We start from the raw sequence: 26,022 nt of genomic DNA, 5'->3' as shown, positions 1-26,022 counted from the left end.
TTCCGCCGCGTCAAGTTCCGCATCGGTCTGACAGCGTCCTTCAGCGGACCGGACGCTGCTTTACTTCGGCCGTTCTCAGCAGCCGGTGAACGATGGCGCGTGGCACGACCATTTCAAGGAAGCGGGCGACGACGAAAGGCCAGGGAAAGAGAAGATGCGCCCTTCCCTGCCCGATCGCGCGCGTGATCATGCGGGCGGCGCGGCGCGTCGAGACGAGGAACGGCCGTGCCCCTTCGAGGCGCTGGCTCATGGGGGTGTCGACATAGCCTGGAGAAATGAGGGTTACGGAGACATGATGCGGCGTCATGGCAGCATGAAGTGCCGTGCTGAAGCGGGCCAGACCTGCTTTTGAGCCGCTATAGGCCGTGGCGACCGGAAGATCGTGAAAGGCCGCTACCGAGCCTATGAGCGCGATCCGGCCTGCTTTGCGGGCTGCCATGCGCGAGGCCATTTCGGTTGCAAGGGTTGCGGGGGTCGTGAAATTGACGAGGGAAATATCGCGGACCTGTTCGGCTGTTTCGGTCAACGCGCCTTCCGGGCGGATGTCTCCCAGCCCGGCTCCCAGGATCAGGATATCGATCTGGCGCGCGTCATCCGCCTTGCGCAGTGCCGCCAGGGCGTCATCGGTCCGGCACAGATCGAGCGACAGGATCTCGGCCGAAGCGCCTCTGCGAATGACCTGTGCGGCAACATCCTCAAGGCGTGCGGCGTTGCGTCCCCACAGCGTCAGATGCGTTCCAGGGCGCGCATACTGAAGGGCCAGCGCGGCGCCAATGCCGCTTGATCCTCCGGTAATAAGGACGTGAAATGGGGCACTCGAAGGGGAAACAGAAGCATCTGGCATGGAAAACCGCTTTATTCGTGGTCGGATCGGGGCTGGAAGGGTATAGCCCTCCCATGCAACAAGATGCGACCCCGTGCCGTACTGGCACATCACCCCGTCGGACGGGATGTTTTTTTCGATCAGAGGTACACCTGCCATTATGACACTGCCCGACAGGACTGACATCCCTGCGCCGCATGATGATCTTGTGGTTCGGCCAGTGACGACGCGGGCTGACCTCAAACTGTTCATGACGCTCCCGCGTCGCATCTATGCCGGAATGGCGGGTTTCGTCCCGGCTTTCGACATGGAACAGGATGATCTGCTCAATCCGAAGAAAGCACCGATTTTCCGCCATGCGAGCATCCGGTACTTTCTGGCTTGGCGCGGCAACACGGCCGTAGGGCGCATTGCCGCGATCGTGGATCATCGTGCCATCGAGCACTGGGGCATGAAGATCGGCTGTTTCGGTGCGCTGGATGCCGTTCCGGAAGGGAGCGTTGTCAGTGCTCTTCTGGAAACGGCACGGAACTGGCTGCGTCTGCAGGGGATGCAGACGATGCGCGGCCCTGTCACCCTGAGTGGCAATGGCGAATCCGGTCTGATGGTCGAAGGACAGGACCAGCCCCTGATGGTTGCGATGCCCTGGCATCCACGCCTGCTGGGCAAGCTGGTCGAGGATGCGGGTTACAAGCCTGTCGAGGATCTTCTCAGCTACAAGCTCGATCTGGATGATCAGACGGAGTCGCGTTTCAAGGTTCCGGGTGATCTGAAGATCGGCGAAGGGCGTCTTGGGGCTATCGCCATCAGGCGCCTGTCAAAGAAGCAGATTGCCCAGCAGGGCGAGATCCTGCGTCAGCTTTACAATGATGCCTGGAGCGACAAGTTCAACTTCGTGCCGCTCCAGGACTACGAAATGAAGGCCATGATCAAGCAGCTTGGCCCGGTCCTTCGTCCTGAACACTATGTCCAGATCGACCAGAATGGCGAGCCTGTCGCCATGGCGCTGGTTGTGCCCAATATTTACGATATTGCCGGCGATCTCGGTGGGGCACCCTCGCCTCTGGGGTGGGTGAAGCTGGTTGCACGCCTGACGACGCATCGCTTCCATTCGGCCCGTGTCATCCTTCTGGGGGTGACACAGCGCCTGCGCGGAACGGTTCTGGGCGCTCTGCTGCCTTCGCTGGCGATTGCCGAGCTGATGCGTCGGCGGAAGTCCCTGCCCTATTCCTGGGTGGAACTGGGCTGGATCCAGGCGTCCGATTCCAACATGCGCAATCTGGCCGAGAGCATCGTGCCCGAACCGTACAAGCGGTATCGGCTTTACGAACGCCCGATCGACGATCCGGCCTGAAGCCGCACCTTCACAGGGCATCTGTCAGAAATGCTGCCAGCCGCCCTGTTCCGGGACGATTTCATGTCCCTCCCCATCCAGAAGCCGGACTCCCGAACCGGTGCGGACCGTTCCGATGCGATGGACCGGGACTGCGGCAGCTTGACAGGCGGCCTGCAGCGCAGCTGAGCGTTCAGGCGCGCAGGTGAGCAGCAGTTCGTAATCGTCGCCGCCGCACAGGCGTCGCATCAGCCACTCATGCCCCAGTGAGGCCGCCGCAGACGAGACCGGTACGGCCTCTGTATCCACGACAAGCTGGACACCGGATTCCTCGGCGATATGGCCGCAGTCCTGAATCAGCCCGTCTGAAATATCCATCGCAGCGCTGACGATGCCGTGCAGGTGAAGTCCTGTCCGGGGGCGTGGCAGATGATATCGTTCTGCCAGAAAGCCCGACGGGTCTTGCAAGCTGCCCTGCAGGACAAGCAGGCCCAGAGCGGCATCGCCGATTGTGCCAGTGACCCAGATCTCATCCCCCGGTCTGGCTGTGCTGCGGCGGAGCGCCGTATTGTGCCGGAGTAGTCCGAATACGGTGGCGGAGAGGACCAGGGGGCCTGAAATGGACGTGGTATCGCCGCCGATCAGATGCACGCCATAGCGTTCCTGGTCTTCCGCCAGTCCGCGGGAAAATGCGGCAAACCAGTTTTCGTCGTGCCGTCCGCCGCGCGGAACGGTCACGTTCAGCGTATAGGCATGGGGCCTTGCACCCATGGCCGCCAGATCGGACAGGTTGCAGCGCAGCAGCTTACGGCCGAGGGTTTCCGGAGGGTCACTCGGAAGGAAATGGACACTTTCGACCATCGTGTCGGTCGAAATTGCGAATTCCTCGCCTTCGGGGCAGCGCATGAGAGCACAGTCATCCCGCAGGTCGAGGCTTTCCGCCCCTGCGAGAGGCCGGAAGTGACGGGCGATAAAGCCGAACTCGCCTGCCCCAGCTGCTTCGGCCCCTGACGCGCCCGTCATGGATCAGACGTTGCCGTCGTTGGCGCGGCGGCTGAGGGTATCGAGGATCCCGTTGACCATCTTGGGTTCGTCACCCGAGAAGAAGCCGTGAGCCACATCCAGATATTCGTTGATGATGATGCGGTCCGGGGTATCGGTCCCGATCTCGAACACGGCAGCGCGCAGCAGGGCACGCAGGACCGGGTCCAGACGCGGCAGCGGCCACTGTTCGGGCAGGACATCGCTCAGCTTCACATCGATATCGTCCTGACGTCGCGTGACACCAAGGACGATTTCCTGAAATAGCTTCAGGTCGGCGTCGGGAATGTGGCCATCGTCGAAGGACGCCGTGGAGCTGATGCGGCGGTGACGGATGAACTGGCTGATGACGGTTTCCGCCGTGTCGCCGGACTGTTCGCACTGGAACAGCGCCTGAACGGCTGCAACGCGGGCAATGGTCCGGCTGCGGCGCGTCGGATTTGCGGCGGGGGCGTCGGTGACGGTCATGGTGTCTCCTGGGAGTCGTCGGGGGACGGTGTGTCCGTTTCCCCGGGAATGGGTTTCATGTCGGCGAGGATTTTCGAGAACGCCTCGACCTCGCGGAAGTCGCGGTAGACGCTGGTGAAGCGGACATAGGCCACACCGTCCACTTCGCGCAATGCATCCATCGCCAGCTGGCCGATGCGATGGGAAGAAATCTCGTGTTCCCCGGAAGCCTCAAGCTGTCGGACCAGCCCGTTGACCAGACGCTCCTGACGTTCCTCGGGAACCGGGCGCTTGCGGAGGGCGACGCGGATGGAGCGTGCGAGCTTGTCCCGGTCAAAAGGCACGCGACGCCCGTCCGCCTTGGTCACGGACAGTTCACGCAACTGGACCCGCTCGACGGTCGTGAAACGCTGCGTACAGGCCGAGCAGACGCGCCGGCGACGGATCGCAACGCCGTCTTCCGTGGAGCGGCTGTCCTTGACCTGGGTGTCGTCATGTCCGCAAAAAGGGCAACGCATTCGCGATCCTGAAGTGTTCGGGCCTTGTCGTGGCCGGGGAAATGGGAGCACTTTACCGGATGATGCGTTCCGGCCCAAACGGGCTTCGTGAGTTCGCGCACAACACCGGGAGACTGTCGTTGAAACGGGTATCTGTCCTGACCGCCCTCTTTGCCCTTTCCACTGCCCAGGCCATGGCCCAGCAGGCTCTTCCGGGAACAGTGGTGGCGCCGGATGCCGATCATGATGCGCAGCGGGTCGTGGTCATGGACGGGACATTCCGACCGTCAGCCTATTTTCCCAACCGTGGGGCCGGTTATTTCACGATTCGCAACGACGACAGCGTTGACCACCTGCTGAAGGGGATCTCATCCCCGCTGTGTCAGAACGTTGTCGCGCATCACACGAACCAGCAGCAGACGGACGGGGCGAACGATCTCTTCACGCATCTGGCGCTGCCGCACGACTCCACGATGATTTTCCCGCGTTCGGGTTACCACATGATGTGCATGGGAATTCGTCAGATGCCTGCCGCTGGCAGCAAGGTGCCGTTCACGTTCGAGATCCTCAATGGCGGCAGCATTACCATCAGTTTCATCGTCACGGCGCCTGACGAACTGACGCACGACTGACGTTCTTTACTGGGCTGAGGCGGGTTCGCGGATTTCGCGCAGGACGGTCAGGACCGCGGCACCGTAGCGGTCCAGTTTTGAGGCGCCGACGCCCTTGATGCTTCCCAGTTCAGCGCGGCTGGCAGGCTGTTCGCGGGCGATGTCCCGCAGTACCGAATCGTGGAAAATGACGTAGGGCGGGATTTCCTGTTCCCGCGCTTCGGACAGGCGCCACTGGCGCAGGGCGTCGAAATACGGTTTCTCATCTGCAGACAGGCGATCGTTTTCCGTATTGCCGTCCGAGCCCGCGCTGGCGGTCAGGGCGGCCTTGGCTTCCAATCGGAGCGCCACGCGTTCCTCGCCGCGCAGGATCGGGCGCGCGATTTCGCTCTGGAGCGCGAGACTTCCATACTCGCCATGCATCCGGATGGCCCCGCGCGCGATCAGCTGACGGATGACGGCCCGCCACCACTGCTCGCTGTGTTCCTTGCCGATCCCGAAAACCGAAAGATGCTGATAGGCATTGCGTTCGATGGTTTCGTTGAGCTTTCCACGAAGCACATTGGAAAGCTGGACCGCACCAAGTCGCTGACCGGTGCGATAAATGGCCGAGAGGACTTTCTGGGCAGCCTGGGTGCCATCGAATGTCGAGACCGGGCTGATGCAGTTGTCGCAGTGACCGCAGGGCTGTGCGAGGTTTTCTCCGAAACATGCAAGCAGCGCCTGCGTGCGGCAGCCTGTGGTCTCCGTGAGGGCGATCATGCTTTCCAGACGGGCCTGCATGACGCGTTTTTCGTGGTCGGGGGCGCTGGATTGTTCCAGCCAGTACCGTGCCCGGGCCATGTCCTCGCCGCCATAGAGCAGCAGCGTGTCCGAGGGCTCGCCATCGCGCCCTGCCCGTCCGATCTGCTGGTAATACGCTTCCGGCGAGGACGGCATGTCCAGATGGACGACGCAGCGGACGTCCGGGCGGTCGATCCCCATGCCGAATGCAATCGTCGCGACGATCACCATTTCCTCCCCCGAGCGGAAACGCATCAGCGTGGCCCGCTTCTCGACCGAAGAGAGGCCGGCATGGAATGGCAGTGCGGTCAGGCCCTTGTCCCGCAGCATGGTGGCGACGCGTTCCGTCTTGTTGCGACTGCCGCAATAAACGATGGAGGCGCCTTCGCGATGGCTCTGAAGCGTTTCGAGGAGCTGTCGGCTTTCGCTGGCCTTGGCGCGGGCTTCCACGATCAGGTTGGGGCGATGGAAGCTCGCCATCAGGACCCGCGCATCGGGCATACCGAGCGCGTTCAGGATATCATCCCGCGTCCGGGGATCGGCCGTAGCCGTCAGGGCAATGCGCGGGACGCCCGGGAACATTTCCGGCAGGCTGGCGAGTGCCCGGTATTCAGGGCGGAATTCATGGCCCCAGGCCGAAATGCAGTGTGCTTCGTCAATCGCGATCAGCGAGATCTGGCGTTTTGACAGGAAATTCGCTGTTGCAGGCTGAAGCAGGCGCTCTGGCGAAATATAGAGAATATCGATCCGGCCATTGCGGAGATCGCTCTGAAGTTCGTCGCGCTCATCCGGCTCCAGCCCGGAATGCAGCGCGGCCGCGCGGACGCCGAGCTGTCTCAGGCCCGCAACCTGATCGTCCATCAGGGCGATCAGGGGAGAGATGACCAGACCCATGCCGTCCCGGCAGAGTGCGGGAACCTGATAGCACAGGCTCTTGCCACCGCCGGTCGGCATAAGGACGAGCACGTCCTCCCCCCGCATGACCGTTTCGACGGCGTCCTGCTGAAGGCCGCGGAAGCCAGGAAAGCCAAAAACTTCCGCCAGCACGCCTTCAGGTGTCGGAGGCTCATTCGATCCCGGGGCGACGGGAGGGCTGTTCTGCGCCTGCGGCATCCCGGGCGCCGGATCAGTGACCCGGAACGATGGTGATGGAAACGCGACGCAGGGCGACGTGGGAGTCTTCAAGCTCGCTGGGCTTGTACGGCGTCATTTCGATCCGTGCACCGTTCAGCCCGTCATTGCTGAGCTGCGTCGCTACGGTCTGGGCCCGGCTCGTCGCCAGTTCCTTCAGGACTGCGGCATCACCGTTTGTGCCAGCGGAGCCAGAGACGCGCACGACGGAAGCATGTTCAGCGCGGGCAGCCGTAGCAGCCTTGGTCACGACAGCCTGTGCGACGGGGCTGAGCGTTACGGATTCGCGGTCGAAGAAAACGACGTAGCTGTCGCGCGACGGCTGTTCGGCGCAGCCTGCCAGCGCAGCTGACAGAACGAAAACCGGGGCCGCGATGCGGACGAAGGAAAGGAAACGTGCCATGGCGTAGCGTCCTGTCAGGATAAAGAGGTGTGAAGCTGGATCGGCGCGGGCCGGTCAGCACGCACTGGAAATAACCCGTCCGTCCTCAAGGCGCCAGATGCAGTCAAGTTTTTCCACACCGGTCAGTCGATGCGCGATCAGCAGGACGCTCCGTCCCTCGGTCGCATTGTTCAGCGTTTCGAGGAAGGCCCGCTCGGTATCGGCGTCCAGTCCGGTTGCCGGTTCGTCGAGAACAAGAATGGGAGCATCGGACAGCAGAACGCGCGCCAGAGCGATACGGCGTCCTTGCCCGCCCGAAAGTTTCGAGCCGCCTTCCCCGATCCAGGTGTCCAGTCCGTCAGGCAGGTTGCGCACGACGTCTGCAATCCTGGCCTGGTCGAGCGCAGCCCACAGCGCCGTATCCGGAATGTCCGTCCGGCCCAGAAGCAGGTTTCCGCGCACGGTATCATCAAACAGATGGCTGGCCTGCGACAGCCAGGCGATCTGCGAGCGCAGGTCGCTGTCGCGCAGTGTGGTGATGTCGGTGCCACCCAGCAGGATCCGGCCCTGTTCGGGAGATGCGGCCTTGAGGATCAGGGCGGCCAGGCTGGATTTGCCAGCACCGGACGGTCCGATCAGGGCCGCGCGCGCTCCCTGACGGAGAGTCAGGTTCAGGTCACGGAAAATGGGAGCCCGGTTCGGTGTCCAGCGAAACGTCACGTTCTCAAGACGCAGATCGCGACCTGCCGGAAGCGGTGCGTTGCCTTCGGGCGCCGGGGGAGCCCGATCGGCAATTTCGACAATCCGTTGTGCCGCGTGGCTGACCTGCCCGCTCAGCAGACCCGCACGCGCCAGACCAGTGACGCCTTCAAGCGCTGTGATGGCGACGAACAGTGCAGTAATGCCGGCGATGGCCGGAGCCTGCGGGAAAAGAAGACCCGCAACGGCGCACAGGATGACTGCGATCCCGGCCTTGGCGATCAGGCCTGCAAAGCCCTGCATGAGGGTCATGCGCGTCTGCTGGCGGCGCTGGGCCTTGAAAAGGGTTTCCTGACGGTCAGTGACGGCTGCGGCAAGAACGTCTTCAGCGCCAAAGGCCCGGGCCTCGCGCAGACCGGATGTGAGATCGAGTGCCGCGATCCGCAGTTCCGATTCCGCACGCAGGATATCTGGACCAAAGCGACGGGACAGGCGCGCGCCCATCAGGGGCAGAATGAACGCAAGGACGGCAAACAGCACGCCGGTCAGCAGGCCTGCTTCCGTTCCTGCGCGCAGCCAGACAAGCGTTGCGATCGGGAGTGTCAGGAGAGCGGATACCAGCGGGACAAGGATGCGCAGATACAGATTGTCCAGCGTCTGCACGTCTGACACCAAACGGGTCAGCAGGTCTCCCGAACGCTGGAAACCCAGCCCCGCCGCGGCTCCGCCAGCCAGCTTGCGATAGAACCAGACCCGCAGATCGGCCAGCGCGCGGAACATAGCGTCATGCGTATAAAGACGTTCGAAATAACGCAGGACGATCTGCGCCACGCCCGATAGTCGCAGAAGAAGATAGGCGGCCCCTGCTCCGACGGCCGCACCGGCAATGCGCCCACCGGCCTGTCCCATCAGGGCCAGCCCCGCGCAGACGGCCAGTTCGGCGATGACCATACCGGTTATCAGGCGTGTATACTGCGGACGCCAGACCTGAAGGATGCGGGACAGGGCTGTCTCGTTGCCGGTTTCTGCAACCGGATTTGTAGGCAGCGGGGCGCTCATGCGGCTTCTCCCGTAAAGGCAATGGCGCGACCGGCATCAAGCACGAGGTGCCGTCCCTGAAACTGGCGGGCCTGCGCGGAATGACTGCACAGGATGACGGTCCGGCCTTTGGCGAGGTCTTTCAGGCTGACAAGGATTTCAGCCTCGGTCTTCGGGTCCAGATGGGATGTGGGCTCATCCAGCAGCAGAAGCGGCGCGTCCTTGAGATAGGCGCGGGCAATGGCGATACGCTGCGCCTGACCACCGGACAGGCCAAACCCGCCCTCGCCGATCCGCGTTTCCAGTCCGTCCCGGAGTGACGACAGGTACTGATCGACAGCCGCTGCGGAGACGGCACGATCCAGATCTTCAGCCGAAGCATCGGGCCGCGCGAAAAGGATGTTCTCACGGATGGTTCCGGCGAACAGGACGGGCTTCTGCCCGATCCAGCTGATCCGCGAGGAAATCTGGCGTGGAGAGAGGCTCTGCATGTCCTGTCCGTCGAACAGGATGCGTCCCTGTGAAGGAGAAACGAAGCCAAGCAGCAGTTCCAGAAGCGTGGATTTGCCAGCTCCCGATGCACCTTCGAGAATCAGTGTCGCACCAGCAGGCAGAACGAAGCTCACGTCGTGAATGACCGTGCCGCGCTGTTCATCCCATGCAAACGAGACGTGTTCCGCTGTTACTGAGATGCCGCCTCTGGCCTGCACGACGTCAGGACCCGCTGCCGTCCGCTCGGTCAGCGGTGCCAGTTCATGCATGGCTTCTGCTGCCGCGGTGGCATGGGCGCGGTCCTGATAGGCCGCCGACAGGGCGCGGAAGGATGCAAATGCCTCGGGCACCAGCAGGACGGCATAAAGCGCGCGTGTCAGGACGGCATCAGAAGGATGGCCCATCAGGGTGTGGGCCTGTGTCACGACGATCAGCACAAGGGCTGCAACCATGGCGACATCCGTGGTCGCCGAGGCCAGAAAAGCGATCCGCAGGACCTTCATGGTACGCTGGCGCAGGTCATCGGCGCTCTGTGCCAGAGCCTGCGTCTCGCGATCGGTTCCACCGGATAGGACGATGGTCGCAATGCCCTTCACACGGTCCAAAAAGCGCGTCTGAAGGCGGTTCATGGCCAGGAACTGCTTGCGGGACGCGACGGCCGTGGCAATGCCGAAGACGGCCTGAAAGATGGGAAGCATGGCACAGCAGGCCGCAAGAATCAGACCCGCCTGATGGTTCTCCACATACAGCGCGATCACGACCAGCCACTGTGACACCAGCCAGAGCGATGCGGCCGGCAGCCAGCGCGCGAAGTAGCCGTCCAGCGCTTCGATGCGGTCAACCAGTGTGGCTGCAATGGCGGCGCTGTGATGGCGGCGCAGGAGGGCTGGCCCCTCGCCGATGATGCGGTTCAGCACTTCGCGGCGCAGGCGGCGTCGGGCGTGGATGCCGGCTGAAGCGGCGGTCACGTCCTGTATGGTGGACAGGATCACTCTGAGGACGCAGGCCAGAAGAAAGACGCCGATGGCTGGTCCGGTGCTGTCCGTATCGCGGGTCAGGACGGAAGCGAGCGTTCGAGCCAGCGCCCAGGCCTGCAGGAGCCCCAGCAGGGTGGAGAGTAACCCTAAAACTACTACGACAGAGGTCCGGGAGCGACTGGCGCGTCCCTGTGCCTTTACCCACGCTTTTGCGATTGTCTTGTCGGCCTTCATGACCCCTGCATATAGGTCGCAAAAGCTCGACAAGACAGTGCTTCAGGCAATTCTTGCCGCTTATTTAGGTTTTTTTGTGGATTTGCTGGCGGAACCTGACGCCGCTTTGCCGTTACAGACCCGAGTCTTCTCCGTGACTGATGGCCTTGCGCGCCATCGCCAGCGCCGTCAGAGAGGGGCGTTCGGGAATGAAACGCAGGGTATACCAGGTTCCGTTTTCATTGCTGACCGTCATATCGGCATTGATCTGACGCGCGAACCCGCGGATGAGCTGCATCCCGATTCCTTCCCGACGCGTGCGGGACTCGGTGGCCTGACCCGCATTGATGCCGATTCCATCGTCACCCAGCTTGAGTTCTACCAAACCTTCCTTTTCCGGATCTGTCGGAACAACCTTGTGCAGGTTGATCACGATATGACCCGCCCTGTTCTCCGGGAACGCATATCGCAGGGCATTGCTGACGACTTCGGTCACGATCAGCGCGATCGGAACGGCCTGATCGGGAGAGATCAGGACATGCTCGATATCGAGTTGCAGCCGGATGCGGGTCTGGGCGTTCATGCCGTTCGCGGACAGCAGGATACTGCAGAGTTCTTCCAGAAAACTCTGGACATCCAGCGCCGAAAGACCACTTTCAGAATACAGGTAACGGTGCAGGGTCGCGAGTGCCCTCACCCGGTCCCGCACGAGACGAAATTCCTCGCGGGCCTCATGGGAGCGGATGCGGCTTGCCTGCAGGTTGAGCAGTGAGGCTACGACTTGCAGGTTGTTCTTTACCCGATGGTGAATTTCCCGGATCAGCATGTCCTGATTGCGGGCCGACTGTTCCAGATCCTGCTCATGCTTGCTGAGCCGGCGTGTCGCGCGGAGAAACGCCTTTTCCAGATGCCTGATTTCAAGCGGAATCGAATGGCTGATCCGTGGAGCAAATGCAGCCCCCTTGCGCCAGTCTGCGACTGCCAGGGCCAGTTTCTCAAGCGGATCGACCAGAAACAGGCGTGCCCCCAGGGCGACGGCCATCAGTTCAAGCACCAGCAGACCCACAATCAGGCTGACCCGGATCAGGAAGATATTGAGGGCGTGGCTCTCTTCGGCCGTGCGCTCCGTTGCGACAATCAGGCTGACCGGACCATAGGCATTCTGGAAAGCGTAGGTGATGCCCTGGCTCGTAAAGACGTCATGCAGGCTGAGGGACGCAATGTCCCTCTTCAGACGCGCAAATGCCCTTCTCGGCAATTCCGCGGTTACCGGACGATCCGGGAAAAGCGAATAGAGGGTTCCGTCTGGCATCGCCAGAAAATGCCGTGAATTGTTATCCGTGCCGAGCAGGAGGCGGCCGTCCCCTTTCGGAAGATGGCTGCGCTGCCAGCCAAGGGTTCGGACCGCAATGATGTAGCCGGAAACGGAATTGTTGCTGAGAATGGGAACGACGAACTTCAGGAGCGGGCCACGGTCGCCTTTCAGCACATCGACGCCAACAACCGGAGTTCTGACTGTCTGAGAACTCATCGCAGGCGCGGCGAGTTCCGGGGAAGAGCAGATTGCCGCATCCTGTGTTGAAGGTGGTGGCAGAACGACCGATGGCCTGCCGGACACGTCTGTCAGCATCAGCATACAGTAGTGATGCTGTGAGACGGTCTGGACCAGCGCAAACTCCCTCAGGGCATTTCCTGAAGAAATGTCTCCATCGGCAAGCATGCCCAGCAGCGTGTGGGTCTGGTCGAGATCCGTCGTGATTTCCGAAATGGCAAGCTGCGTGTCGCGTTCAGTGCGCATGGCGCTGTTGCCGACATTCTGCTGGTAGCTGTGCCAGGCCAGCAGAGAAGCGATGATCGCGAGAGGCAGAGTCGTCGCGGCAATCAGGGTCATTACCCGCGCGCCGACGGTGTCAAACATCCGGATGCTGCGCAGGGCGTCACGCCTGTACCACAGACGACGCCAGCGCCGCGGATTCAGGTCTGGAGAACCAGACCGGGTAACAGTCACTTGTTTCGGTCTTCCTCGATCAGTCGGAGAAGTTCATCGGGGATCGGCTCATTTGCAACATCATCAAAAAGCTGATGCAGGCCCCGGCTCAGCCAGATTCCGAAAGGCGAATCTTGATCCTCGCCAGTGGTTTCCCTGGCTGAGGACTTCCGCTTGTCTCCTGCGGTCATTGGCTGGTCCTGAACCTTCCTGTGACGTCAGAAGATGCAGATCCTGCACCCCTGATACTGACTGTGGCGCGAACTCCGGGTCTCTCCTGAGAAGCCGCTGCGGGATGAACTGCCGATCCAGTCTTACGAAAACAACATGTTTTCTGCAATCGCTGCCAATCCGCAATGGATACAAATTCTTCCCATTGCGGATCCCGAGATCATGAAAGCATGAGATCGTCAGAGGACTGACCGGCACGGCGACGGGCATCCATGGCATCGCGCAGGGCCTTGACCTTGATGCGCAGCTTGTCGTTGGCTGGCAGGTCTCCACTCATCCAGGCTTCGAGCTGACGACGGGCGCGGAAGACGCGACTCTTGGCCGTTCCGACCGCACAATCCGTAGCTTCTGCCAGTGCTTCGTAGCTCATGCCCTGAATTACGACCATGACGAGGGCTTCGCGCTGATCGGCCGGAAGACGGGACAGGGCCATCGACAGATCTTTAAGGGCCAGACTGTCCTCATGGGTTGCCGGGCTGGCGAAGGAGGATGCGGGTACATCATCGATATCAGTGGTCTCGCGACGCTTGCGAAGATCGGAGATGAAGCGGTTACGCAGGATACGATGCATCCAGGCCGAAAAATTCGTTCCCGGGATGAAGCTGTTCTGGGCTGCCAGAGCGTTGCACACGGCGTCCTGTACGAGGTCTTCGGCGGCGGCGCGGTTGCGGGTCAGCGAAAGAGCCTGAACGCGCAGCTTCGGAAGAATGGCAATGACCTGATCGTGGAACGTCATGGAACTGACTCCTGATTTCGTTCTGTTTTCATGGGATCAATGAACGGTCAGGTGAAAATGTTGCATCGGGGCTCAGGAAAATTCCTCAAAAAAGGAAAAGACAGCCTGTGCGGCGCAGAAAACAGGCAAAAATCAGGCGATATTTTTTTCGGAATCCGTTTCCGGAGGTTCGGTATTTTCCGTCGCAAGCTCGGCAAGCTGGGCTCTGGCACGGGAAACACGGGCCCTCATTGTTCCGGCTGGCACATCGCAGACGCGGGCGGCATCTTCATAGGACAGTTCCTGTGCTCCCACGAGAATCAGGGCTTCCCGCAGCAGATCTGGCAGTTTCCACAGCAGTTCGCCCAGATCCTGAACGGCATCGCGGGCATTCTGGCGTGACGGTGCAGCCGTGGAGGGCTGCATATCCTGCTCGATGTCGAGCATGATCTCCTGCTCGCGGCTGCGGCGGCGCGTCTGCTCGTAGAAGGCATTTCTCTGGATTGTGAACAGCCAGGCTTTGAGGACTGTTCCCTGCTGGAACTGCTCCTGGGAGGCCAGTGCGCGGACAATCGTGTCCTGCACAAGATCATCCGCTGCCGCAGGATCGCGAGTCAGAAAACGCGCGAAACCCCGCAGATCCGGAAGGGTCTGGAGCAGGCCGCGGTGAAAGCTGCCTTTCTGGGAAGACGGGTCGCGCTGCTGGCCCGCGGGCAATCGTGTGCTCAGAAGAAGATCCTTCACGCGACATCGCATGCGACCGGGGCGGCCACGAAGACTATACGGAGATTGGGCATCGTGTCATGACTATTCAACCTTCATAACGAGACGCATTCCGTGGGGATGCGTTGGCAGATATCTTTTCAGGAGGCCATGGACACATGACTGATCTGGCACGTCAGGAACTCGTCAAGGCGCTTCCCTATGCCCGCCGCTTTGCCCGCGCCCTGGTTGGTGACCAGAAAACGGGTGATCAGCTTGTGGCCGTGGCCCTGAAGAAGCTGATGGAAAGTCCCTCCAGGAACGATTTGTCCGCACGGCAGGCTCTCTATGGTCTGCTTGTGAGCGCTTTCATGCAGCGCCATGGCAAGGATGCCACCGTGGGCATGCCGCTGCGGCAACGCGCGCTTCTGCTGCTGACTTCTCTTGAAGAACAGTCCCTTGCGTCCAGTGCGCAGGCGCTGGGCATTACGGACGAAGAGGCGGCGGCCGAGCTGAGCAAGGCGCGCGAAGGCCTTCAGGGCATTGCGCAGACAAGTGTGCTGATCATCGAAGATGAGCCGATCATCGCCATGGATATTCAGGATCTGGTCGAGCGCTGTGGCCACAGGATCGCCGGGGTTGCCCATACAGAGGCCGATGCTGTCGCCCTGGCTGCGAAAACCAAGCCCGGTCTCATTCTCGCGGACATCAATCTCGGCGGCGGCGGTGACGGGATGCAGGCCGTCGGGCGCATCCTTCGGACCCATGAAGCGCCGGTCATTTTCGTAACCGCCTATCCGGAGCGTCTGCTGACGGGTGAGACGCAGGAGCCATCCTTCGTCATCACGAAGCCCTTCGAGCCGATGACCTTGGCTGTGGCCACCTATCAGGCTGTTACAGGTGGCGTCACGCCCGTCTGAGAGTATGATTCGGTGCAGGGGTGACTTGCGGCGGCCGTCCTGCTGCGACACATAGGGAGCCATGTCGGCACCCATTCTCTCCCTGCAGAACATTACCTACACTCTCGGCGGACGTCCCCTGCTGGATGGCGCGGAACTGGGCGTTTTGCCCGGTGAGCGGATCTGTCTGGTCGGACGCAACGGTTCCGGAAAATCCACGCTGCTGAAGATCGCCTCAGGCGATATCGTGGCGGATTCCGGAACGCGTTTCGTTCAGCCGGGAATCAAGGTTCATTATCTGGCCCAGGAGCCCGATCTTTCCCGTTACGCCACCACCTTCGATTATGCGTCCGAAGGGCTTGATGAGACCGAGACCTACCGGGCGCGCTCCATGCTGGCCGAACTCGGGATGACGGGTGAGGAAAGCTGCCAGAACCTTTCGGGAGGCGAAGTGCGCCGCTGTGCCCTCGCCCGCGCTCTTGCGGCGGAGCCAGATCTTCTGCTGCTGGATGAACCGACCAACCATCTGGATCTGCCGTCCATCACATGGCTGGAGAAAGAGCTCTCTGCCTGTCGCTGTGCGATGATCGTCATCAGCCATGACCGACGCTTGCTTGAGACCCTGTCCCGAAGCGTTGTCTGGCTGGAAAATGGCGTGACGCGTCGGCTGGATCAGGGATTTGCACGTTACGAGAGCTGGCGGGATGAGGTTCTGGAACAGCAGGAGCGTGACGCGCACAAGCTGGACCGCCAGATTGCGCGCGAAGAAGACTGGATGATTTACGGCGTCACGGCGCGGCGTAAGCGCAACGTGCGGCGTGTGGGGGAACTGGCGGCGCTGCGGGCACAACGCAAGGAACTTGCTTCACGGGGCAAGGGTACGCTCCGCATGGCAGCTACAGACGCCGAAAGTGCGGGCAAGATCACGATCGCTGCGGAAGGTGTGAACTGGGCCTATGACGATCGCGCCATCGTCCGGGACCTCGATCTGCGGATCCTGCGCGGCGACCGGCTCGGCCTGGTGGGTGCCAATGGTGCTGGTAAGACCACACTTCTGCGTCTGCTGACCGGCAAAATGGAGCCGCAGTCCGGGACCGTGAAAATGGGGCCGTCCGTATCCATGGTCACACTGGATCAGCAGCGCGAAAGTCTCGATCCGGCCAAGACCCTTGCCGAAACCCTTGCCGGTGGCAGTGGGGATATGGTGCAGGTCGGGGACGAGAAACGTCACGTGATCGGCTATATGAAAGACTTCCTGTTCCGCCCGGAACAGGCCCGTACGCCGGTGGGAAAACTGTCCGGCGGTGAACGGGGCCGGCTGGCGCTGGCCTGTGCTCTGGCCAAGCCATCCAGCCTCATGGTGCTGGACGAGCCGACCAACGATCTCGATCTCGAAACGCTGGATCTCCTTCAGGACATGCTGGCCGACTATGCGGGCACGGTCCTGCTGGTCAGCCATGACCGTGACTTCCTTGATCGGGTCGCGAGTTCGGTGCTGGTGTCGGATGGCGGCGGGGACTGGATCGAATATGCCGGGGGCTACTCGGATATGCTGATCCAGCGGGGGGATGTTCCGGCAGGTCGTGAAACTGCATCTTCGGAAACTGAAGAGATCGCACCAAAATCTGCTTTAAAAACAGATAGGAAGCCGAAAAAACTCAGTTATAATGATAAGCGGGCGCTAGATCTTCTTCCGAAGAAAATGGCCGATCTGGAAAAGAAGATCCAGAGCTATCGGGACGTTCTGGCGGATCCGGGTCTGTATGGTCGGGATGCTGTCAGGTTCGAGAAGACGACCCAGCTTCTGGAAACCGCAGAGCGGGATCTGACCCAGTCGGAAGAGCAATGGCTTGAGCTGGAAATGAAGAAAGAACTTCTTGAAAACCAGTGAGTTGAAGGAATTCTTTCAGTTCTGATCTGAGGCGGGGATCAGGCCGGAAAGTTCCATGATCTGTCGCGATTTCCGGATGCTGTCCGTCACCCGGATGGCGGCATCCAGCGCTCTGATCCCGGCCTGCGCATCGACCAGCACCGGTGCGCCGTGAAGGCACGAAGCGGCAAAGGCTTCATGTTCTACGGCCAGATTGTCGTGGTCTTTCCAGCTTATGGCCTCACGCCGGAAGCCGCCCGTGCCCGGAAGAGGCATGCCGCGCTCACGCCCAATGAAGCTCAATTTGCGCTCCATGAAATCGGCGGAAAGATATCCGTCCTGTGAGAAAAGACGCATACGTCGTTCAGTTTTCAGGGAAATCCGACTGGCGGTGATGGTGGCTACGCAGCCGTTTTCAAACCGTACCCGGGCGTTGGCGATGTCTTCATGTGCGCTTGAAACAGCGGCTCCCAGGGCATCGATTTCTGCAATGGGGCTGTCTACAATCGCCAGAACGAGATCGAGATCATGGATCATGAGATCCAGAATGACCGACACGTCCGTTCCTCGCGGTTTGTAAGGCGCAATGCGGGTGGCTTCGATGTAAAGCGGCGCCTTGATTCGTTCGGTAATGGCCTGATGTTCTGCTGAGTAACGCAGCAGATGGCCGACCTGAAGGACCTTGCCGGTCTTCCAGGCAAGATCGGCAAGGGCGTGGGCTTCGTCCAGCGTGGCCGCGATGGGCTTTTCGACCAGAGCATGTCGGCCCGCTCTGAGGGCGTGGCTTGTCAGGGCAAAGTGATACTCCGCTGGTGCGGCGATGATGACGGCATCCACCTGCTCCAGAAGATTTTCATAGCTTGTGGCAATTCCGCAACGAACTTCCCGTGCCACGACCGCCGCGCGGGCCGGATCGGGATCGTAAAGCGCGACAAGCTGTTCGGCCGGGTTTGCGGCGGACTTGAGGGCATGAAACCGTCCGAAATGGCCGGCCCCGACGATGCCGACCCGAAGCTGTTGCGCTATATTCATGCTGACAGGCTTATCAGCCACGGCGATCCTCGCAAAGACAGCATGCCCTCAAAGAGGCAAAAGGTTGCATCGGCATGGCGGAAACGGCATGGTCCCGCCCTGAAAATGATCTGAAAAACGATCTGTCCAAATCCGCCGAGGACGTCTCGACCTGATATGATGTATTACAGCCGGCTCAGACTGCTGGGCGTCGCGGGCATCTGCCTGATTGGCGTGCTCCTGTGTCTGCCCAATTTTCTGCGTTCTCCCTCACCGTCCCTGCCCTGGCGGCAGATCCATCTGGGGCTCGATCTGCGGGGCGGGTCCTACCTTCTCCTTCAGCTCGATCTGAAATCCCTTGAGCATGACCGCCTTCAGTCCCTCCAGGATCAGGCGCGCCAGACGCTTCTGGACCGGTCTCTGGGCTATCGCGATTTTGCCCGCGACGATGCAAGCGCCAGCCTGAGCTTCATGCCCCGTTCGGATGCCGAACGCGACGCCGCGCTCAAGGCCATGCAGTCCCTGCCCCCGGTGGTACCGAACGAGTTCACGACGTCTGAAAAGGACGGACGCATCGTCCTGACGCTTCAGCACGACGCGATGCTGGCCCGTGCCCGTGAAGCTGTGGCGCAGTCGATTGAGATCGTCCGTCGCCGTATCGACGCAACGGGTGCGATTGATCCGAGCATCGCGCGTGAAGGTGACGACCGGATTGTCGTGGAGCTTCCGGGCGTTAGCGATCCGGAGCGGATCAAGAGCCTGCTGGGAACGACGGCCCGTCTGACCTTCCGTCTGCTGGCCCCGAACCCGAGCGTTGCAAGCCCCGGCTCGACGATGCTTGAAGACGAGAGCGTGCATACGCAGGTCGCGGTGCAGGATCATGTTGATGTCGACGGCACGGACCTGACCAATGCAGGCGCGGTGATTGATCAGCAGAGCGGTGGCTGGGCTGTGACGTTCCAGCTCAACAGCGCTGGTGCAACGGCTTTTGCGAACGTCACGCGGGCCAATGTCGGCAAGCGCTTTGCGATCGTATTGGACAACAAGGTCATCGAGGCCCCGAACATCATCAGCCCGATCACGGCTGGAAACGGTCAGATCACGGGTGGTTTCGATGCTCGCAGTGCGTCTGATCTTGCGCTTCTGCTACGTGCTGGCGCTCTTCCTGCCCCACTTTCAGTTGTTGAACAGCGGACGATCGGCCCGAGCCTCGGTGCTGCGTCTATCCATGCCGGTATCATCAGCTTGCTGACCGGCCTTCTGCTGGTCATTGCATTCATGGTGCTGTTCTACGGGCGTTTCGGCCTGTATGCGGATATCGCCTTGTTTGCCAACCTGATCCTGATGGTGGCGATCCTCTCGCTGTTCCAGGCAACGCTGACCCTGCCGGGCATGGCGGGTATGCTGCTGACCCTTGGCATGGCCGTGGATGCCAACATCCTGATCAACGAGCGTATCCGTGAGGAAGTGAAGCGTGGCCGTGGTCCGCTTCAGGCCCTGCAGGCCGGTTTCGACCGCGCGACTGGTACGATCATCGACAGTAACGCCACGGCATTCCTGGCGCATGTCATGCTGTTCGTGTTCGGAACGGGTCCTGTCCGCAACTTCGCCCTGACGATCACCATCGGTATCGTCACGACACTCTTCACGACCCTCCTGCTGTCACGCCTTCTGGTCGTGCGGTGGTACGCCCTCGCCCGTCCCAAAGAACTTCCGGTCTGATCGTCATGCTGTCACGTCCCCTTTTCCGTTTTGTCCGTGACGATCGGCGCATCAATTTCATGCGCGGCCGTCACATGGGGCTGATCGTTTCGGCGGTCCTCTCCATTGCTTCCGTTATCCTGTTCTTCCAGCCCGGGCTGAAGCTCGGACTGGATTTCCGGGGTGGCATCATCGTTGAAGCTCAGACCCCCGGCCCTGCCGATTTTGGCAAGCTGCGCGCCGCTCTCGATCATGCTGGCATTCATCCGGATGCCGTGCAGGCGTTCGGATCGCCGCGTGATGTGCGTATCTCCATCAATGCCCCCGAAGGTGCGGATCGTGAGGCGCAGACCCAGAAGCTGGTCGATGGCGTCAAGAGCGCCATTTCGGCTGCCGAGCCCGGGACGCAGGTTCTTCGTGCCGATGCCGTAGGTGCGTCGGTCTCGTCCGAACTGTTTCGCGATGGTCTGCTGGCGCTTGGCTTCAGCCTTGCGATGATCCTGATCTATATCTGGGTTCGCTTTGAGCGTGAGTTCGCCATCAGTGCGGTGGTGACGCTCATTCTCGATCTGACCAAGACGGTCGGCTTCCTGGCTATTACGCGCTTCGAATTCGATCTCGTGATGGTTGCCGCTCTTCTCACGATCCTCGGCTATTCCACCAACGACAAAGTGGTGGTCTATGACCGGATCCGTGAGAACCTGCGCAAGTACCGCACGATGCCGCTGCGGGAGCTTCTGGATCTGTCCATTAACGAGACCCTGAACCGGACGCTCGGTACGTCCATGACAGTCTTTCTGGCGGCTCTGCCCCTCGCCCTGTTCGGGGGTAGCACACTGACCGGATTTGCGACGGTCATGCTGTTCGGGATCGTGGTGGGAACGTCCTCGTCCATCTTCATCGCGGCCCCTCTTCTGCTCCTGATGGGCGAGAAGCGGCTGCGGAAGGAAGTGGCGGCAGACTGATCAGGTCTGGCCTAAGACACAAAAAAACCGGCGTCCCTCAGGGGAGCCGGTTTTTTTGTGTCTGCTCTGATGGATTGGCGGGGTTTGGTGGCGTTTTCTGGGGAAGGTCCGCCAGAAGGCTGGAAAGTGCCTGGTCAGCCTGTCGATTGGCTGAAGAGCTTTGCAGCTTCAGGGCATTTACTGTTGCCTGCTGGGCGGCCCTGTCCAGAGCCACCAGCTGTGACAGTCCTTCAGGGCCGATCTGTCCGGTCATGACCGCGCCCCGGGCCATGCCATGGGCGATCAGATAGGCATAAAGCCGCGAATTTGGAGATGGCGGCAGCCCTGTCATTGCAGGGCGTGCCGCGCATCCGGCCAGAAAGCTTCCCATCACAAACAGGGTGACGGCAGGGCGCCAGACTGCGCGACGGAAGGCTTTCGTCTCTGTCATCAGGAGTTTTTCTGCGCCAGAAGGTCGCGGATTTCCGTGAGGAGAACCTCTTCCTTGGTCGGAGCCGGCGGAGCGGCAGGTGCTTCGTCGTGCTTGCGGCTCAGCTTGCTGAGGATGCGGGTCAGCCAGAAAATGAAGAACGCAACGATCAGGAACTGGATCACGGCATTGAGGAACAGGCCGATATTCACGGTTACTGCGCCGGCCTTCTGGGCTTCGGCGAGCGTGTCTTTCACCGGACCTTTGAGGGTAATGAACAGGTTCGAGAAATCGACACCGCCCGTGATCAGACCGATGAACGGCGTCAGGATGTCCTTGACGGCGCTGCCGACGATCGCGCTGAATGCAGCACCGATCACGACACCGACCGCGAGGTCGAGCACGTTGCCGCGCATGATGAACTTCTGGAAATCGCTGACCCAGCCCGGAGTGTGCAGGGTGTGTTTGGTTTCGCTCATATCAAACCTTTTCTTGGTATCCGTGCAGGCACGGTCGCAGGCCTGACAGTCGAGCCCGCATTCATTGCAAGGGATAAACGGACTCATACGATCCAGTAAAGGCCACTTTCATCCGGAAGCGCTTTCCGTTATATGCGCCTGATGATTCGCCCCGGTCGGCATCGGGGCTTTCTTTATGGAGTAGAAATTCATGAAATCCGGCATCCATCCCGACTACCACGAGATCACCGTCATCATGACCGACGGAACCGAATACAAGACCCGTTCGTGCTATGGCGAACCGGGCGCGACGCTGCGTCTTGACGTTGATCCGAAGTCCCATCCGGCCTGGACGGGTGTCCAGCGCATGATGGATACCGGAGGCCAGGTTGCAAAGTTCAACAAGCGCTTTGCTGGCATCGGTACGCGCACGAAGTAATCCGGCGCACCTCCCTGCCGTCTCCTCTTGAAGACGGTCGGGTCGGAACCTATCTGGAAAACCAGCCGCGATGCCGTTCGGGTCGTGGCTGGTTTGACCATAGCATTTTGCCATATCGGGAAATGCGCCAGATGATTCCTGCCTGAAGGAGGTTTCAGTGACCTACGATTTTACACCGCTGTTCCGCAGCGCGATCGGTTTCGACCGACTGGCCACGATGGCTGGCAATGTTGCCAACGCCCAGGCCCTTCCAAGCTATCCTCCCTACAATATCGAAAAAACCGGCGAGACGAACTACGTCCTGACGATGGCCCTTGCGGGTTTCCGGCCTGAAGACGTGGACGTTGTTCAGGAAGACAACACGCTTGTTGTGCGCGGTAGCGTCCCCGAAAACACCCGTGACCGGGAGTGGCTGCATCGCGGTATTGCCACGCGGGCGTTCGAGCGCCGCTTCGTTCTGGCCGATCATACGGAAATCGACCGTGCGGACCTGGTAAACGGCCTGCTGTCCATCGCCATCCGTCAACTCGTCCCGGAAGCGGCTAGGCCGCGCCGTATTCCTGTCCGGACTGAAGCCATGCCCGCAGCCCCGGCTGAAACCGTTCAGGCGGCCTGAGCATTTGGAGCGGGAGTGTCCTAAAAGCACTCCCATTCCGTTTTGGTGCTTGACCATCGCGGCTTTGGTGCCGCATACCCGTTTCCATTATCGCAGAGCATCCAGCAGGTGCCGCGATCATATCCCGGGCGGGATTGGTTCCTCGCCGGATACGCCCGATCGGTGCCTGCGGAAGCTGGCTCCATCCGTGTCCCAGCAAGGAACGCACCGACATGACCCTGCCTTTGATGCCCAAGGCCACGGCCGTCTGGCTGATCGAAAAAACCGGTCTTACCTTCACCCAGATCGCAGAATTCTGTGGTATGCACCCGCTTGAGGTTCAGGCGATTGCGGATGGTGAAGTCGCGGCCGGTATCAACGGCTATGACCCGGTCAAGAACCATCAGCTTGCACAGGCTGAAATCACGCGCTGCGAAGCAGACACCAATGCCCGCCTGAAGATCATGCCGACGTCCAGCCCGGTGAAGCGCCGCGCCAAGGGTGCGCGTTACACCCCTGTCGCCAAGCGCAATGACCGCCCGGATGCCATCGCATTCGTCCTGCGTCAGTTCCCGCAGCTTTCCGAAGCGCAGATTGTCAAGCTGCTCGGCACGACCAAGGACACCATCACCAAGGTCCGTGACCGCCAGCACTGGAACAGTGCAAACATCAAGCCGCGTGACCCCGTTATTCTTGGCCTGTGCACCCAGACCGATCTGAATGCCGCCGTCACGGCCGCCAATGATCGTCTGGCCCGTGAAGGTCATGCGCTTCCGGTCGTGGAAGCCTATGTTCCCGACAGCGACAGTCATGCCTGATTGCAGCATCCGGAGCCGCCTCTGACGGGGTGGTGCGGATGAATGCCTGACGGGTACTGGTCCAGGACCCGTCAGGCATGATACTGCAATGAAAAGAGTGGAAAGAATCAGTCTCTCCACGACGCCTGAACGTTCTCCGGGACCGGATGCCATGATGACTGACGACAATGCCATGCTGAAACGTCTGCACGAACTGCGCAGCGAGCATCGCGACCTTGATACCGTCATCGAGCGTCTCGTCCATCATCCCCTCAACCAGCTCCAGCTTCAGCGCCTCAAAAAGCGCAAGCTTCAGCTCAAAGATGAGATTTCGTGGATCGAGACGCGTCTCATCCCGGATAATATTGCCTGAATGAGCCAGATCCTCTCCGCCGACGAAACCCTTCAGGACGACATGCCGATCCGTGTCGGTGTGATCATGGGAAGCCAGTCCGACTGGGATACCATGCGTCACGCCTGCGAGATCCTCGATGATCTGGGAATTGCCCATGAGAAGCGGATCGTCTCGGCTCACCGCACGCCCGACCGTCTTGTGGAATACGCAAAGACGGCCCGTCAGCGTGGCCTTCATGTGATTATCGCCGGTGCGGGTGGTGCAGCGCATCTTCCGGGTATGTGTTCCGCCTGGACAAGCATTCCCGTCCTCGGCGTTCCCGTGCAGAGCCGTGCCCTGAACGGGCAGGACAGCCTGCTTTCCATCGTGCAGATGCCGGGTGGCGTGCCGGTCGGGACCCTGGCGATCGGCAAGGCCGGTGCGATCAATGCCGGTCTGCTCGCTGCGTCGATCCTGTCGGTTTCCGACAAACAGGTTATGGCACGTCTGGATGCCTGGCGGGCGACGCAGACGGCGGCTGTTGCGGATGTTCCGGTCGAATGAAGGCGCAGGTTTTTGCTCCCGGCAGCACGATCGGGATCATTGGTGGCGGACAGCTTGGCCGCATGTCAGCCGTGGCAGCCTCGAAGCTGGGCTTTCATGTCCATGTGCTGAGCACTGAGGCGCCGAGCCCGGCTACGGAAGTTGCGGCGTCGGTGACGGTCGGTGCCTATGATGATCCGGCGGCGCTTGAGGATTTTGCCTCGCGCTGTGATGTCGTGACGTTCGAGTTCGAGAATATCAGCGCCGAAGGACTGGCCCTGCTTGAGAAGCATCGGCCGGTGCGACCTGCGGGTGAGATCCTGCGGATCAGTCAGGACCGGATTGCGGAAAAGACACGCCTGTCTGAAATCGGCGTCAGTCTGGCCCCCTGGCGGGCGATCAATGGACCCGAGGATCTGGCAGGGCTTGAGACGCTCGGTTTTCCGCTTATTCTCAAGACGACGCGCTTTGGTTACGACGGCAAGGGACAGTTCCGGGTGACCGATGCCGAGGCCCTCGCAGCCCTGCAGGATCTTCCCTACCCGCTCGTTGCGGAGAAGATGATCGATTTCGAGCGTGAGCTCAGCGTGATGGTGGTCCGTGGTCTGGATGGGACCGTGCGGTGTTTTGATACGGTCGAAAACCGGCATCGCAACGGCATTCTGGACGTGACGTTGGCACCTGCCCGCATCATGCCGGATCTGGCTCTTCAGGCTCAGGATATGGCGGCCTGCATTGCCGAGGCGCTGGGTCTGGTCGGGATCATGGGCGTGGAGATGTTCCACGCCGCCGATGGTAGCCTCATGGTGAACGAGATCGCCCCTCGCCCGCATAATTCCGGGCACTGGACCATGGATGCGTGTCTGGTGGATCAGTTCGAGATGCATGTGCGTGCGGTCGCAGGCCTGCCGTTGCCGCCTGCACGTCGGCATTCCGATGCAGTCATGCACAATCTGATTGGCCCCGAGGATATGGCGCGTGTTCCGGCCATTCTTGCAACGGATGGGGCTTCGCTGCATCTGTACGGCAAGGCGGAAGCGCGTCCGGCACGCAAGATGGGGCATGTGAACACTATCTTCCCGCGCGGCGCTTTGCCGGGCGAACTGGCGCTTGAAGGGCTTCTTCCGCCACGCGGCTGAGGTTTCAGAGCAGGTTGCTGCGGCGAAAGCTGGTGTGTCGGCCATTGCCGATGATGAAGTGGTCTGCGATCGTGACACCGACCACTTCGAGCGCCGCCTGAACCCGCATGGTCATCTGAAGATCGGCTTCCGAAGGCGTGGGATCGCCGCTTGGGTGGTTGTGAACCAGAACGAGTGCAGTGGCGCCAATTTCCACCGCACGTCTGGCGACTTCCCGCGGATAAACAGGCGTGTGATTGACCGTGCCTCTGGCCTGGGCCTCATCGGCGATTAAACTGTTCTTTTCATTGAGAAACAGGATGCGGAACTGCTCGATATTTTCCCGTGCCAGACGGGCCGTGAGGTAGTCGAGCAGTTTCTGTTCGTTGTCGAGCACGTCTTCCGGCGGCAGGCGCGCACGGTTATAGCGGAGCGCTGCTTCCTGAAGCACACGGATCATGGGCAACATGTGCGTGCCCATATCCGTGATGCTTTTGAGTTCCCGATCTGTGGCGGACAGGACGGCGGCCAGGGATCCGAAACGCGCGAAAAGATTATTCGACAGTGCGGCACTGCCCGTTTCCCGCCCGGTAAACAGGACTGTCAGGAGATGCAGCAGGGTCGCGTCGTCCAGATGCCGTCCCCGTCCTGTGAGCAGGGCAAGCGGCGGCTCCATTTCGGGAAGAGCATCCGTCAGCGCAGTGATCTGTCGCAGATCAACTGACGAGAGGCCTGTCATGCCATCCGAAAATCCGGGTGTTCCGGCATCCCTGTCGTTCAT

At 60.9% G+C, this 26,022-nt stretch carries 28 protein-coding genes; 12 read left to right on the top strand and 16 right to left on the bottom strand.

Annotated elements, in window-relative coordinates; translation table 11 throughout:
• Nucleotides 1–40: 40 nt before the first annotated feature.
• Complete coding sequence (locus HKD31_RS08030) at nt 41–844, bottom strand: SDR family NAD(P)-dependent oxidoreductase (RefSeq protein ID WP_194264641.1); 804 nt, start codon at nt 842–844, stop codon at nt 41–43.
• Nucleotides 845–983: 139 nt separating this feature from the next.
• On the opposite strand from HKD31_RS08030, the gene HKD31_RS08025 reads away from it, so the two are divergent.
• Nucleotides 984–2,177 carry a hypothetical protein gene (locus HKD31_RS08025; protein WP_062457182.1) on the top strand — a complete coding sequence of 398 codons (1,194 nt, stop codon included), beginning with the start codon at nt 984–986 and terminating at the stop codon, nt 2,175–2,177.
• Nucleotides 2,178–2,201: 24 nt separating this feature from the next.
• On the opposite strand, the gene thiL is transcribed toward HKD31_RS08025, so the two are convergent.
• Genes thiL through nrdR form a run of 3 tightly spaced genes read right to left on the bottom strand, consistent with a single transcriptional unit; the run spans nt 2,202 to nt 4,162 of the window.
• On the bottom strand, nt 2,202–3,179 hold the full coding sequence (gene thiL, locus HKD31_RS08020; protein WP_194264642.1) for a thiamine-phosphate kinase: 978 nt from the start codon (nt 3,177–3,179) through the stop codon (nt 2,202–2,204).
• Nucleotides 3,180–3,182: 3 nt separating this feature from the next.
• Nucleotides 3,183–3,665 (bottom strand): transcription antitermination factor NusB, encoded by a 483-nt coding sequence (gene nusB / locus HKD31_RS08015; protein WP_194264643.1) that lies wholly within the window; start codon nt 3,663–3,665, stop codon nt 3,183–3,185.
• On the bottom strand, nt 3,662–4,162 hold the full coding sequence (nrdR, locus tag HKD31_RS08010) for a transcriptional regulator NrdR (RefSeq protein WP_011253914.1): 501 nt from the start codon (nt 4,160–4,162) through the stop codon (nt 3,662–3,664). The genes nusB and nrdR overlap by 4 nt, the downstream gene beginning before the upstream one ends.
• Before the next feature lie 119 nt (nt 4,163–4,281).
• Between nrdR and HKD31_RS08005 the strand changes: the two genes are divergently transcribed.
• Nucleotides 4,282–4,773 carry a copper chaperone PCu(A)C gene (locus tag HKD31_RS08005; protein ID WP_062498210.1) on the top strand — a complete coding sequence of 164 codons (492 nt, stop codon included), beginning with the start codon at nt 4,282–4,284 and terminating at the stop codon, nt 4,771–4,773.
• Between the two features lie 6 nt (nt 4,774–4,779).
• On the opposite strand, the gene recQ is transcribed toward HKD31_RS08005, so the two are convergent.
• The 8 genes from recQ to HKD31_RS07965 form a co-directional block, all read right to left on the bottom strand.
• The gene (gene recQ, locus HKD31_RS08000; protein WP_041112502.1) at nt 4,780–6,648 is read right to left on the bottom strand and encodes a DNA helicase RecQ; all 1,869 of its coding nucleotides are present in this window, start codon (nt 6,646–6,648) and stop codon (nt 4,780–4,782) included.
• 13 nt (nt 6,649–6,661) lie between these two features.
• The gene (locus HKD31_RS07995) at nt 6,662–7,069 is read right to left on the bottom strand and encodes an OmpA family protein (protein WP_194264644.1); all 408 of its coding nucleotides are present in this window, start codon (nt 7,067–7,069) and stop codon (nt 6,662–6,664) included.
• Between the two features lie 54 nt (nt 7,070–7,123).
• Complete coding sequence (gene cydC, locus HKD31_RS07990) at nt 7,124–8,806, bottom strand: thiol reductant ABC exporter subunit CydC (protein WP_194264645.1); 1,683 nt, start codon at nt 8,804–8,806, stop codon at nt 7,124–7,126.
• Nucleotides 8,803–10,488: a thiol reductant ABC exporter subunit CydD gene (gene cydD / locus HKD31_RS07985; protein WP_194264646.1), complete on the bottom strand. Its 1,686-nt coding sequence runs from the start codon at nt 10,486–10,488 to the stop codon at nt 8,803–8,805. Before cydD ends, cydC begins: the two co-directional genes overlap by 4 nt.
• Nucleotides 10,489–10,600: 112 nt before the next feature.
• Nucleotides 10,601–12,475: a sensor histidine kinase gene (locus tag HKD31_RS07980; RefSeq protein ID WP_338085555.1), complete on the bottom strand. Its 1,875-nt coding sequence runs from the start codon at nt 12,473–12,475 to the stop codon at nt 10,601–10,603.
• Nucleotides 12,472–12,645 (bottom strand): NepR family anti-sigma factor, encoded by a 174-nt coding sequence (locus tag HKD31_RS07975; RefSeq protein ID WP_194264647.1) that lies wholly within the window; start codon nt 12,643–12,645, stop codon nt 12,472–12,474. Before HKD31_RS07975 ends, HKD31_RS07980 begins: the two co-directional genes overlap by 4 nt.
• Before the next feature lie 200 nt (nt 12,646–12,845).
• Nucleotides 12,846–13,421: a sigma-70 family RNA polymerase sigma factor gene (locus tag HKD31_RS07970; protein ID WP_062497977.1), complete on the bottom strand. Its 576-nt coding sequence runs from the start codon at nt 13,419–13,421 to the stop codon at nt 12,846–12,848.
• A 132-nt stretch (nt 13,422–13,553) separates the two neighbouring features.
• Nucleotides 13,554–14,060 carry a sigma-70 family RNA polymerase sigma factor gene (locus tag HKD31_RS07965; protein WP_194264687.1) on the bottom strand — a complete coding sequence of 169 codons (507 nt, stop codon included), beginning with the start codon at nt 14,058–14,060 and terminating at the stop codon, nt 13,554–13,556.
• Between the two features lie 221 nt (nt 14,061–14,281).
• Between HKD31_RS07965 and HKD31_RS07960 the strand changes: the two genes are divergently transcribed.
• Nucleotides 14,282–15,022: a response regulator gene (locus HKD31_RS07960; protein ID WP_194264648.1), complete on the top strand. Its 741-nt coding sequence runs from the start codon at nt 14,282–14,284 to the stop codon at nt 15,020–15,022.
• A 61-nt stretch (nt 15,023–15,083) separates the two neighbouring features.
• The gene (locus HKD31_RS07955) at nt 15,084–16,892 is read left to right on the top strand and encodes an ABC-F family ATP-binding cassette domain-containing protein (RefSeq protein ID WP_194264649.1); all 1,809 of its coding nucleotides are present in this window, start codon (nt 15,084–15,086) and stop codon (nt 16,890–16,892) included.
• A 15-nt stretch (nt 16,893–16,907) separates the two neighbouring features.
• On the opposite strand, the gene HKD31_RS07950 is transcribed toward HKD31_RS07955, so the two are convergent.
• On the bottom strand, nt 16,908–17,903 hold the full coding sequence (locus tag HKD31_RS07950) for a Gfo/Idh/MocA family protein (protein ID WP_194264688.1): 996 nt from the start codon (nt 17,901–17,903) through the stop codon (nt 16,908–16,910).
• 159 nt (nt 17,904–18,062) lie between these two features.
• Here HKD31_RS07950 and secD point away from each other — a divergent pair, with 159 nt between their 5' ends.
• Nucleotides 18,063–19,604, top strand: a complete 1,542-nt coding sequence (gene secD, locus HKD31_RS07945; RefSeq protein ID WP_194264689.1) for a protein translocase subunit SecD — start codon at nt 18,063–18,065, stop codon at nt 19,602–19,604.
• Nucleotides 19,605–19,609: 5 nt separating this feature from the next.
• Entirely contained in the window at nt 19,610–20,548 is a 939-nt protein-coding gene (gene secF, locus HKD31_RS07940) for a protein translocase subunit SecF (protein WP_062497973.1), read from the top strand.
• A 37-nt stretch (nt 20,549–20,585) separates the two neighbouring features.
• On the opposite strand, the gene HKD31_RS07935 is transcribed toward secF, so the two are convergent.
• A complete protein-coding gene (locus HKD31_RS07935; protein ID WP_194264650.1) occupies nt 20,586–20,978 on the bottom strand; it encodes a hypothetical protein in 393 nt (130 codons plus the stop codon).
• Nucleotides 20,978–21,436 (bottom strand): large-conductance mechanosensitive channel protein MscL, encoded by a 459-nt coding sequence (gene mscL, locus HKD31_RS07930; RefSeq protein WP_062498203.1) that lies wholly within the window; start codon nt 21,434–21,436, stop codon nt 20,978–20,980. Before mscL ends, HKD31_RS07935 begins: the two co-directional genes overlap by 1 nt.
• 190 nt (nt 21,437–21,626) lie before the next feature.
• Between mscL and rpmE the strand changes: the two genes are divergently transcribed.
• The 6 genes from rpmE to HKD31_RS07900 all read left to right on the top strand — a co-directional run bounded on the left by rpmE (nt 21,627) and on the right by HKD31_RS07900 (nt 25,262).
• The gene (gene rpmE / locus HKD31_RS07925) at nt 21,627–21,854 is read left to right on the top strand and encodes a 50S ribosomal protein L31 (RefSeq protein WP_041112492.1); all 228 of its coding nucleotides are present in this window, start codon (nt 21,627–21,629) and stop codon (nt 21,852–21,854) included.
• A gap of 157 nt (nt 21,855–22,011) precedes the next feature.
• Nucleotides 22,012–22,470 carry an Hsp20 family protein gene (locus HKD31_RS07920; RefSeq protein ID WP_338085554.1) on the top strand — a complete coding sequence of 153 codons (459 nt, stop codon included), beginning with the start codon at nt 22,012–22,014 and terminating at the stop codon, nt 22,468–22,470.
• A gap of 212 nt (nt 22,471–22,682) precedes the next feature.
• Nucleotides 22,683–23,267, top strand: a complete 585-nt coding sequence (locus HKD31_RS07915) for a DUF1013 domain-containing protein (RefSeq protein WP_194264651.1) — start codon at nt 22,683–22,685, stop codon at nt 23,265–23,267.
• Between the two features lie 151 nt (nt 23,268–23,418).
• Nucleotides 23,419–23,619, top strand: coding sequence for a YdcH family protein (locus HKD31_RS07910; protein WP_011253895.1), 201 nt, complete (start codon nt 23,419–23,421; stop codon nt 23,617–23,619).
• Nucleotides 23,620–24,144, top strand: a complete 525-nt coding sequence (purE, locus tag HKD31_RS07905) for a 5-(carboxyamino)imidazole ribonucleotide mutase (RefSeq protein WP_194264652.1) — start codon at nt 23,620–23,622, stop codon at nt 24,142–24,144. It abuts the gene before it with no gap.
• Nucleotides 24,141–25,262: a 5-(carboxyamino)imidazole ribonucleotide synthase gene (locus HKD31_RS07900; protein WP_194264653.1), complete on the top strand. Its 1,122-nt coding sequence runs from the start codon at nt 24,141–24,143 to the stop codon at nt 25,260–25,262. Before purE ends, HKD31_RS07900 begins: the two co-directional genes overlap by 4 nt.
• Nucleotides 25,263–25,266: 4 nt before the next feature.
• Here HKD31_RS07900 and radC read toward each other — a convergent pair whose 3' ends face one another.
• Nucleotides 25,267–26,022: a RadC family protein gene (gene radC / locus HKD31_RS07895; protein ID WP_415542219.1), complete on the bottom strand. Its 756-nt coding sequence runs from the start codon at nt 26,020–26,022 to the stop codon at nt 25,267–25,269.

This window comes from Gluconobacter potus, from assembly GCF_015244705.1.
Classification (GTDB): domain Bacteria; phylum Pseudomonadota; class Alphaproteobacteria; order Acetobacterales; family Acetobacteraceae; genus Gluconobacter; species Gluconobacter potus.
Note: the sequence above shows the minus strand (reverse complement) of the source record. Positions and strands in the feature narration are given on the sequence as shown.